The 10,775-nt window shown below is 59.5% G+C and carries 7 protein-coding genes; 6 read left to right on the forward strand and 1 reads right to left on the reverse strand.

Going from position 1 to position 10,775, the window contains the following annotated elements:
• Nucleotides 1-334: 334 nt before the first annotated feature.
• The 6 genes from LJE94_07185 (at nt 335) to LJE94_07210 (ending at nt 8,682) form a co-directional block, all read left to right on the forward strand.
• Nucleotides 335-1,411, forward strand: coding sequence for a DUF1786 domain-containing protein (locus LJE94_07185; protein ID MCG6909894.1), 1,077 nt, complete (start codon nt 335-337; stop codon nt 1,409-1,411).
• 634 nt (nt 1,412-2,045) lie between these two features.
• A complete protein-coding gene (locus LJE94_07190; protein ID MCG6909895.1) occupies nt 2,046-3,212 on the forward strand; it encodes an ABC transporter substrate-binding protein in 1,167 nt (388 codons plus the stop codon).
• On the forward strand, nt 3,188-4,882 hold the full coding sequence (locus LJE94_07195) for an ABC transporter permease (protein ID MCG6909896.1): 1,695 nt from the start codon (nt 3,188-3,190) through the stop codon (nt 4,880-4,882). The genes LJE94_07190 and LJE94_07195 overlap by 25 nt, the downstream gene beginning before the upstream one ends.
• Nucleotides 4,876-5,523, forward strand: a complete 648-nt coding sequence (locus LJE94_07200; protein ID MCG6909897.1) for an ATP-binding cassette domain-containing protein — start codon at nt 4,876-4,878, stop codon at nt 5,521-5,523. The genes LJE94_07195 and LJE94_07200 overlap by 7 nt, the downstream gene beginning before the upstream one ends.
• Nucleotides 5,513-6,118: a CDP-alcohol phosphatidyltransferase family protein gene (locus LJE94_07205; protein MCG6909898.1), complete on the forward strand. Its 606-nt coding sequence runs from the start codon at nt 5,513-5,515 to the stop codon at nt 6,116-6,118. The genes LJE94_07200 and LJE94_07205 overlap by 11 nt, the downstream gene beginning before the upstream one ends.
• Before the next feature lie 497 nt (nt 6,119-6,615).
• Nucleotides 6,616-8,682, forward strand: coding sequence for a hypothetical protein (locus tag LJE94_07210; GenBank protein MCG6909899.1), 2,067 nt, complete (start codon nt 6,616-6,618; stop codon nt 8,680-8,682).
• Between the two features lie 62 nt (nt 8,683-8,744).
• Here the strand turns inward: LJE94_07210 and LJE94_07215 are convergent.
• A partial coding sequence (locus LJE94_07215) for an LUD domain-containing protein (GenBank protein ID MCG6909900.1) occupies nt 8,745-10,775 on the reverse strand: 2,031 nt, incomplete at its 5' end.

The following is a 10,775-nucleotide window of genomic DNA, read 5'->3' on the forward strand; positions in this document are numbered from 1 at the left end:
GACCAGTTCCTCGAGTAGTGAAAACATGGCGCTTTCGTTGGCGGTTAGAAACGATTTGACGGCGGTTGAATAGGTGGAAGCGGCGTGCATGTCATTTTCCTTGTCGTGTCGGATGGGTACCCATTTCCGGCAGGGATTTAATCCAAACTGAACGCTTCAAATTTTAGAGATCGGTTACGCTCACTTCAAGTTTAACCATAAAGGCACGAAGGGCACAAAGGTTTTTTTCATTTTAATAGCCCATACGGGAAATGGGAGAAAATCCCGCTCCTTTCGGCTTGTTTTACGTATATAAATCCGCTAAATTCTGTCCAATCGATAGGAGATGGCAACTATGGGCAAATACCTTTTGATCGACATCGGGGCCGGCACCATGGACATTCTGTACTGGGATGATGCCGCTGCGTTGCACTATAAATCCGTGGTGAAATCACCGGTACCGTATCTTGCAGAAAAGATAGGCGCCTGCCCGGGGAACCTTTTGGTAACGGGCAGGGAGATGGGGGGCGGGGCCGTGACCGCTGTTTTGAAACAGCGCGCCCGCGACAGCCGTGTGATCATCTCCAAAAGTGCTGCTGCGACGCTGCACCATGACCTGGAGAAGGTCGGGTCGTGGGGAATCGAGGTGGTCGACGATGCCGACGCCGAGGGCAGGAAGGCGGACCAGGGGCTCAGCCACATCGAACTCGGCGATATCGACTGCGGCCGCATAGAAGGAATCGTGCGGGGTCTCGGCATCCCCTTTGAATTCGATGCGGTGGGCATCTGCGCCCAGGATCACGGCGTGCCCCCCGTGGGGGTTTCCCATCTCGACTTCCGCCACGGGATCTACTCGGCCGCCCTCGACGAGGACCCGCACGCCCACGCGCTGTTGTACACCGCCGAGGAGATACCGTCTTCCATGAACCGCCTGAAGTCGATTGCCGTGAGTGCCGCGGGCCTGCCCGCCGAAGCGGTTTTTGTGATGGACAGCGGCATGGCGGCCATCCAGGGGGCGTCGCTGGACGCCCTGGCCACCGGGAGGGAATGTGTGGCCGTCCTCGACGTGGCCACCTCCCACACCCTCGGGGCGACCGTCAGCCGGGGTGAAATTGCAGGCTTTTTCGAATACCACACGATCGATATCACCTGCGACCGGGTGGACCGCCTGATAAGGGAACTGGGCGACGGCACGCTGAGCCACCGGCAGATCCTGGCCGAGGGCGGCCACGGCGCGTATCTGCGCAGGGCGGTCGGTTTTGACAATCTGGAAAATATCGTGGTTACCGGTCCGAAACGTTACCTGCTCGCCGATTCCCGGCTACCGCTGCAATATGGCGCGCCCATGGGGGACAACATGATGACCGGCACCCTGGGGCTTCTGGCGTCCATACGCATCAGAAAAGGCCAAACGCCGCCCGCCCTGGTTTGAGCACGGGCAGCCACGGGCAGAACAGGGCCGTTTATATGCACCCGCTCGGGTGAGGAGGCAGAATATCCTGAACGAGGGAATGATGGGCAAAAACGTGTTGAGCGCATTACCCGAATTTCCGGAAATCCTAAACATGGACGAAGGGCCGATGGGGCTTTTCTATACGGATGCGGAACCGGAGGAAGGTTTTGCGCCGCGGTCAACGATCTGCCCACCCGGGAAAAGGAGATGAACAACCAGGTTGACCGGCAGAAGGTGTTCGGTAAATTCAGCTGCACCCTAAGCCTCATCTGGCGGGCTCGCAGAAAAAAAGCGTGGCCTATTTGTCGGCAGAGCGCTGCAGCGAATGCTTTTCAACGACCAAAACCCGGGGAACCGTGAAGAAAAAGATCCAGCGCAGCAAAAGGGTTTGGGGCGAATTGCCGGCAAGCGGTTGATGGCGGATGGCCTTTGAGAAGGGAAACCACCGGCGTTGGAACGTTGGGGGAAACCCGGTCCTGCGGTCCGGGTCAGGCCGAGCGGCCTTGACAATCATTGGGCCCTTTGACAATTTTAAACCGCAACGTTAGGGTTTATGCGACGCTGGAGGACCGCACGCGGTTCCGGAAAGCCACTGGTGCGCAGGGAGGTCGAGATGAATTCGCACAAATTGATTGTGGCGCTTGCAGCCACGCTGTTCCTGGCCGTAGCACCGGCTGCCGCAGATTGGCGGACGACCCTCGATGAGGCCAGGAACCGGACGGTATATTTCAATGCATGGGGGGGCAGCAGCGAGGTCAACCAATACCTTCGCTGGGCCTCCGAGGAGGTCATGCGGCGCTATGACATCGTCCTGAAGCATGTCAAGGTTTCCGATATCGCCCAGACGGTGAGCGTCATCCTTGCGGAGAAGGCCGGGGGCAGGCATGACAACGGCAGTGTCGACATGGTCTGGATCAATGGGGAGAATTTCAAGGCCATGAAGCAGGCCGGCCTCCTGTACGGCCCCTTCACCGGAAAGCTGCCCAACTACCGCCTGGTGAACCTTCGCAACCTGCCGTTGAACGAAGATTTTACCATCCCTGTCGAGGGGCTGGAAGCACCCTGGGGGGTGGGACAGCTGAACATCATCTACGACCGGGCCAAGGGGCCGTTTCCGGGTGTGAACAGTCGCGTTTTGCTCGAATATGCACAGAAACATGTCGGCAGGATCAGCTATCCCAAGCCACCCCAGTTTCACGGTTCCAGTTTTCTAAAACAACTGCTCCTGGAGCTGGCCCCTGATACAAGCCCCCTCTACCGGCCGGTCGAAAAATCCGACATGGTGCAGGTCACCCGGCCTCTCTGGCGGTACCTCGACCGGTTGCACCCGGTGGCATGGAGAAAAGGGCGGGCGTTTCCCACCGGCTCGGCACACATGAAGCAATTGATGGATGACGGCGAGCTGGATATCGCCATCAGTTTCAACCCCCAGGATGCGGCCACGGCAGCTCGCAACGGAACCCTGCCGCCGACCGTCGCAGCCGGCGCCATGGAGATCGGCGCCCTGACCAACTGCCACTTTCTGGCCATTCCCTTCAATTCCGGGAACAAAGCCGCCGCCGAGGTGGTGATCAACTTTCTGCTTTCTCCCGAAGCCCAGGCCCGCAAGGCCGATACACGATACTGGGGCGACCCCACTATTCTGGACCTGGAGCGGCTGACGGAACGGGAACGAGGCCTCTTCGACCCCGATTTCCACCTGTTTGCGGGCATCGCCGAGCCGCACCCCTCCTGGCAGACGGCCCTGGAAAAAATGTGGCAGGAACGCTACGGGCATTGATGCTGCGATTGGCCCCATATCTCGTGACGGCATTACTCGGGGTGCCCATTCTCGCGGGCACGGCCAGCCTGATCCTGCCGGCATGGAACTACTTCCCCGCCGCCGGTCTGAAGGAATTCAGTGCGCTCCCCTGGCAACTGCTTTCAGGGTACCCGGGAATAATGACCTCTTTCTTCCTTACCCTCTGGACCGGGCTGGGCGCAACGCTGCTATCCCTGACCGCCACACTTGGTTTCATCAGTTTTTGCTGGCAAAGCGGCTGGTGGCGGGTTGCGCGGAAGTTGCTCGCGCCCCTGCTGGCCGTTCCCCACGTGGCTTTTGCCATTGGTTTTGCCTTTCTCGTCGCCCCCAGCGGCTGGCTGCTGCGCCTGATTTCACCGGCGTTGACCGGGTGGCACCATCCGCCGAATTGGCAGACCGTCCAGGATCCAATGGGGCTTGCCCTCATGCTGGCCATGAGTTTGAAGGAAATTCCCTTTTTGCTGTTGATGAGCATGGCGGCGCTTTCACAGATCGACGTCGAACGACAGGTCTGGCTGGGCCGCAGCTTCGGTTATTCCCCTCACAGGGTGTGGTACAAATTGCTTCTGCCGCAGCTGTATCCGTCCATACGCCTGCCCGTTTTTGCGGTTCTGGCCTACAGCCTCTGCGTCGTCGACATGGCCCTTATCCTGGGACCCAACCGCCCCGCCACCCTGGCGGTACAGGTGTATCACTGGTTCAACGATCCCGATTTTCACTGGAAGACGATTGCCGCGGCCGGTGCCTTGACGCTGCTTTTGACGACCCTGGCCTGCATCGGTCTGCTCGTTTTCATCGAAGCGACCTGGAGGAAGCTCGGCCGATTTTTTCTGGTGAACGGGCGCCGCGGAGGAAAGGGGCGCGTACCGGGGGCGATCACGCGGATTCATATCGGCCTCACGCTTGTGACCTCCTGCATGGTGGCCGCAGGATTAATTGTTTGGTCCCTGGCCCGGCGCTGGCCGTTCCCTGCAAACGTTCCCACCCGCTGGTCGCTGTCGAACTGGATCCGGGAAGCGGCCTTTTTCGGCGACCCCCTGCGCACATCGCTGGTCATTGCGACCGTGGTCAGCATCGGCGCTCTGGCCCTGGTCCTGTTCAGCATGGAGTACCAGGCCTCCAACGATCGACGCTGGCCGCTTCTTGCCATCTGCCTGCCGCTGCTGCTGCCCCAGTTGAGCATGCTTTTCGGAGTCAGATTGCTGGCTATCCGCACCGGCCTTCAGGCGCAATTCCCGCTGGTTCTCTGGGGGCATCTGTTGTATGTGTTTCCTTATGTCTACCTGTGCCTGGCCGGCAGCTACTTTGCCTTTGACCCGCGATACATGCACACCGCCCTTGCTTTGGGGCGCTCCCGCGTTTATGTCTATTTTCGGGTAAAACTGCCGCTTTTAATCAAACCGGTACTGTTTTCCTGGGCGGTGGGATTCGGGGTCAGCATCCTGCAGTTTCTACCGACCTTGATATTGGGGCAGGGCCGCTACCCCACGGTTACGACGGAAGCGGTGGCCATTGCCACCGGTGGAAATCGCAGGATGGCGGCCATATATGCCCTTTTGCAGTTGCTGTCGTCGGTCTTTGCATACGGCATAGCCCTCGGGTGGCCGCGTTGGCTGGCGCATCGATTGAAATGCGGGGAATCATGTTAGAAGTCGAGCACCTTTGCATACACGGCCCCGATTTCGAATTATTCGAGGACCTGAGTTTTCGAGTCCCCCCCGGGGCCGTGTTGCCGTTGATGGGTCCCAGCGGTTGCGGCAAGTCAACCCTTCTGGCTTGCATCTCGGGCGTTTTGCCGACCGCATTCAACTACACCGGGACCATAAGCCTGAACGGCTCAAAGCTGGACAGCGTTCCTGTGGAGGAGCGCAGGATCGGCATTCTGTTCCAGGACGATCTTCTGTTCCCCCACATGACCGTGGCCGAAAACCTTATGTTCGGCATTCCGGCCCGCATTCGGAGACCGCAGCGAATAGGGCAGGCCCTGGCGGCCCTGAAAGCGGTTTCCATGGAGGCGTTCACCCATCGGCGGGTGACGACCCTTTCCGGCGGTCAGAAGGCGCGCGTCTCCCTGATGCGGACCTTGCTGTCGAAGCCAAAAGCCATGCTCCTGGATGAGCCTTTTTCCCGATTGGACCGGGAATTGAGGACCAGTTTTCGGGAACTGGTTTTTTCGAAGATTCGTGCGATGGGGGTTCCGACCATACTGGTAACCCATGATCACGAGGATCTGCCTCCCGGCGTGGAGCCGATCCTTTTACGTCCACCGGAGAAGAAACATGCTGGATAAGTGGGGCATCAAGGTTACGCGGTTGCCGCTTAAGGTTCTGGCCCGGCCTTTCGAAATGGCGGGGATCACGGCCAACCAGGTGTCCGTGGCCGGGTTTTTCATCGGTGTCCTGTCGGTTCCGCTGCTGGCCCTGCAGCAATACAAGGCGGCGCTTATCCTGATTATACTCAACCGTATTCTGGACGGCGTCGACGGCACCCTGGCCCGCAAGGCCGGGATCACCGATCGCGGCGGTTTTCTGGACATCACCCTCGATTTCATCTTCTACAGCGCGGTGCCCCTGGGCTTTGCCCTGGCCGATCCGGCCCACAATGCGCTGCCGGCCGCCGTCCTGATTTTCTCCTTCGTCGGAACCGCTTCCAGTTTTCTGGCTTTTGCCGTCATGGCGGCCAAGCGCGGCCTGGACAGCCCGAACGACGGCCGCAAGTCGCTCTACTATCTCAGCGGGATAACCGAGGGCACTGAAACGATTCTTTTTTTTACCGCCGTATGCATTCTGCCGGACCGCTTCGCGGTTCTGGCTTTTACGTTTGCCCTGCTGTGCGGGACAACCGCCGTCGGCCGCACGGTTGCCGGATACAAAACCCTGGATTGACGTCCCACGCGGGGAATGGCATATAAACGTGAGACGGTAGAAGTGAAACGTAAGACGAATACACGAACGGCGTGAGATGTGAGACGTGAAATGTGAAAGGTGAAATGTCGGGCGTGAAACGTGAAGCGTAAGACGGGTTTCGGTCACGTGCTGATCGAAATGTCACTGTTTCGATTTTGAGTGGCCTGGTTTTACCCTCAGCTCCTGGCCCCCATAGGGCTTGTCAAATCTGTTTGATATATAAGATTTTAAATTTATTAGTAAATATTGATTTTTATTGACAGGGTAGCACGAATATCGTATCCTCCAACCATCTGATTCAGGGCGACGGCTACCCCTCGAACCGGATCTCATTTCGAGGCCTCACGTACCTCATCTGTTCCTGCGGGTTGTACCTAGAAAATGCCTTGACCTCGAACCAACATCTCATTGTCGAGAGACCCTCTATTAAAATGTGCAGCACATGTTTTGTATTTAAATTCATGGAGGCAACGGTGATGGAAAAACAAAGCGGAATGTTCCGAGGCGCCAATTTTAAAACCCTGTTGCTTTTGCTCGGCATGGTCAGTCTGGTGATCGCGGGCTGCGGCGGTGGAGGCGGCGGCGGCGGGGTCGACACGGACGAGGTCTTCGACGGCGGCTCGGGCACCGGTGCGGATGGCGTCGCAATTTTCTGGAAATATTTCGGGGGAATCGGGAACGGCAACGCCGTGGAACAGACCACTGACGGCGGGTTTGTTTTTGCAGGCGAGAAGGGTAGTGATTATAGCTTCGAAACGAAAAATGCCTGCCTGCTGAAATCGGACTCCCTGGGCAACCTCGTCTGGAGCCGGTCGTTTGGCGGTGACCAGGGTCAGACCGCCCGGGATGTCAAACAGTGTTCAGACGGCGGGTTCATCGTCGTAGGGTACACGGATGCCGGTGCCTCGAGGGATGTGTATGTGATCCGAACGGATCCGGCCGGGAACCCGATCTGGTCCAGAACCTACGACCGCCAGGGGGAAGACGCTGAAGGGCATGCCGTCTGCGTGGTGTCCGACAACGAATATGCCATCGCCGGCAGCAGGGGATATGATGTGTGGTTTTTCAAAATCGACGATGACGGAGATTATATTCCCGGTACGGACCGTTTTTACGCTTCGGCCGAACCAAGCTGGTGCAGGGCCTATGACATGGAGATGACCGGCGAAGAAGGATTCGTGATGACGGGCCGTGGCGGGCCCAACATGATTGGCGTTATCCTTACGGAAAAAGACGGCGATGTCGTTTGGAACCATACGTACGGTACGGGCATCGGCTACGCGGTGAAACAGGCGCAACCGCCGGACGACGGGTTTATCGTCGCCGGGTCCACAACGCCTTTCGACAGCGACGGCTCGGATGTTCTCGTTATCAAAATAGATGACAACGGGGACGAGCGTTGGCGAAGGACCTTCGGCGGTTCGGGCATGGATGTGGGCCGCAGCATCGTCACGACACCGGACGGCGGTTATCTCATTGCGGGCGTTACCGAATCCTTCAGCCAGAGCGACCGGACCTATCTCAGGGACGATGTCTATCTGATCAAACTCACGAGCGACGGGGAGGTGCAATGGCAGAAGGTCAAGGGGCAGTCCCCGGACAACAGCGAACTGGCGAATGCCGTCCGGGGGACGGCCGACGGCGGTTACGTGGTCACCGGCAGCTCCCAGTCCCAGATCATGCTGGCCAAGTTCGACAGGAACGGGGATACCGTCAAGCTGGGTGAGCTGGATTTCAGCTTCACGGTGCCGGAAACCATCGGCACCATCCAGCTGACCAATGCCAGGGAGGTCGCCGAAACGGTCGTCTCCACCGTCATGACCCCCATCAGGACGGGAACGACCGGCACGGCCCTGTTCATCGGTGCGTTGAAGGGAGACGATCCCGCCGACTTCTGCGACGGCGGCGGCACCTATGCGTGGAGTCCCGCGCCCGCCAATCAGGATGGAACGTACGCCCTCTCTTTTGCAGACTGTGCCGGCAGCGATATGGGGGCGACCTACACCGGAGGCTTCGACTTCACGATTCAAATCGCGAGCGGCGATATGAGCGGCAGCGCTTATGAAATGAATGCGGAGATCACCTCGATCAGTGTAACGGCGACGGACGATGTGGGCGAAAGCGTTATTTCCGGAGGGATGCTGTTCGCCAGCACACTGCAGTCGGGAACGCTTTCCATGACCGCCGAAAACACCGGCTCCCCCCTGACCATTGCCGACGACGAATCCACCAAATCGATCGCCCCGTTTGGTATCAGCAGCACGCGATCCGAGGGCACCGGCGGCTATACCATCGGCCAACCAGGCGAGACCGTGACGGTGCAGCCGGATTACCTGTCCGGGCCGCTGCGCATAACCTTCCAGCAGGCGCTTTCGGGCACCGGCGATCAATCGCCCGATTCAGGGGCACTTTTGATAGAGGCCCAGGACGGCAGCCGCCTGACCATGACGGTCCTGAACGGCATCGTTGACCTTGCCGTGGACACAGACGGAGACGGCAACGACGACGGGACGATTTCAAGCAGTTGGGACGATCTGTCCTGAGTCGGGACAACGCTGCAAACGCCTGAGTCTTCAGGGGCTTGAAAGCCGTTTTTGCCCGCTTCCTATTTCAGGCTGCCACCAGGTCGGAGCCGGCTGCCCACGGCTTCGGCAATGTGCATCACCCTGATTCTGCCGCCGCGTTTGTCCATTCCGCCGCGCAACTGCAGCACGCAACCGGGACAGTCCGTGACCAGGAGATCCGCCCCGGATTTTTCCACGCCGTCCAGTTTCTGGGTCAGGATCGCCGAGGATATTTCGGGGAAATCCACCGAGTAGGAGCCGCCGAAGCCGCAGCACACCTCCTCGTCGGCCGAAGGGACATAGGTGTGGCCGGCCGTTTCGATCAGGCGGCGGGGGGCGGCGGTGACATGCAGCCCGCGGCACAGGTGGCAGGGGGCGTGGTAGGCGACCTTCAAGCCGCTTGCGGTGAACATGTCCCGGGAGACGTTCAGGATGTCGACCAGGAAGGAGCTGAAGTCGATGACCTTGTCCACGAAGCCGGCCACCTCTCCGGGGGTCATGCCGATGCTGCGGGCCATCTGCGGATAGGCATGTTTGATGTGGGAGGCGCAGGAGGCGCACAGCGTGACGACATGATCGCAGGGCGTATCCGTGAACGCCCGGATGTTCTGGCGGGCCAGGTCGGCGGCGGTTTCCTCCTCGGCCGCCATGGCGGCCGGCAGCCCGCAGCAGTTCTGGTTTTCCGGAAAAGCGACGGCGACGGAACGCCCGTACATCAGTGGCAGCATGGCTTCGGCCTGCTCCGGATAAATGAAATCGACGGCGCATCCGGCAAAAAAAGCGATTCTCTGCGCAGGATTGGCCACGGTTTTCTTCAGTCCCGGCCACCGGTCCCTGAAGGGGGTGCGGGCGATGACGGGCAGGCTGCGGAAGCCGTGGTCCTTGGCAAAAAAATGAGGCAGGTGGCGGATCAGCGACCCTTCCTGCTTCAGCGGTGCCTGGGCCTTGTGGGCCTGCCGGAGCAGGAAGTGGAAGAGCCTGCGGTTGGGCATCACCTTGGAAAGCAGGTGGTTTTTGAGCGGCCTTCTGCCGTCCGCCTGCTGCACCGCCTTCAGGGTTTTTTTGATCAGGCGGGGCAGATCGATGTCGACGGCGCAAACCGACTTGCAGGCCTGGCAGTTGAGGCAGTTTGTTACAATGGCCCGGTCATTGTCCCGGCCGTGATAAAACAGGGTCAGGATCAGGCCGATGGCGCCGATATAGACATGGCCGTATTTGTGGCCGCCCACTTTACTGTAGACGGGGCAGACATTGGCACAGGCGCCGCAGCGGATGCAGCGCAGTGCCTCGCCGAATACGGGGTCTTGCGCCAGTTCCAGGCGGCCGTTGTCCAGAAACACGATGTGCAGTTCTTTTTTCCCCGCCGGTGCACTGCGGCAAACATTGGCGCCCTTTATCCAGGTGACGTAGGAGGTGAGCGCCTGGCCGGTGGCGTTGCGCGGCAAAAGCTTCAGGATCTTCAGCGCCGAGGCCAGGTCCGGCAGCAGCTTGTCGAAGCCCACGAGGGCGACGTGTACCCTCGGCAGGGTGGTTACCAGCCGCATGTTGCCTTCGTTGGTTACCAGCCCGAGGGTTCCGGAGTCGGCCAGGGCGAAATTGGCGCCGCTGATGCCCATGTCCGCCTCGAAAAACGCCGGCCGCAATTCCCGCCGGGCAACCGTCACCAGCTGATCGATATTCTCACGATCCAGTTTCCGGTCGGTGACGGCTTCGAACAGGTCGCCTACCTGGTAGCGCGACAGGTGAATCGCGGGCATGACCATGTGCGACGGCCCTTCGTGCCTCAATTGAATGATCCATTCCCCCAGGTCGGTTTCCGTGACCTGGAAACCCTCATTTTCAAGGTGGTCGTTCAGAAAGGTTTCTTCGGCGGTCATGGACTTGGACTTGACGATGCGCCGTACCGCGTTGTCCCTGGCGATGCCGGCTATAATGCGATTGGCGCCGAGGGCGTCTTGTGCCACGTGCACGTGGGCGCCGGCCTCTTCGGCGCGTTCTTTAAACGCCCGGTACAGTTCCGGCAGCCGGGGCAGGAGGGCGTCCTTGGCCCCGGCGATTTCCCTTTTAATACT

The organism is Deltaproteobacteria bacterium (genome assembly GCA_022340465.1).
Lineage (GTDB): Bacteria > Desulfobacterota > Desulfobacteria > Desulfobacterales > B30-G6 > JAJDNW01.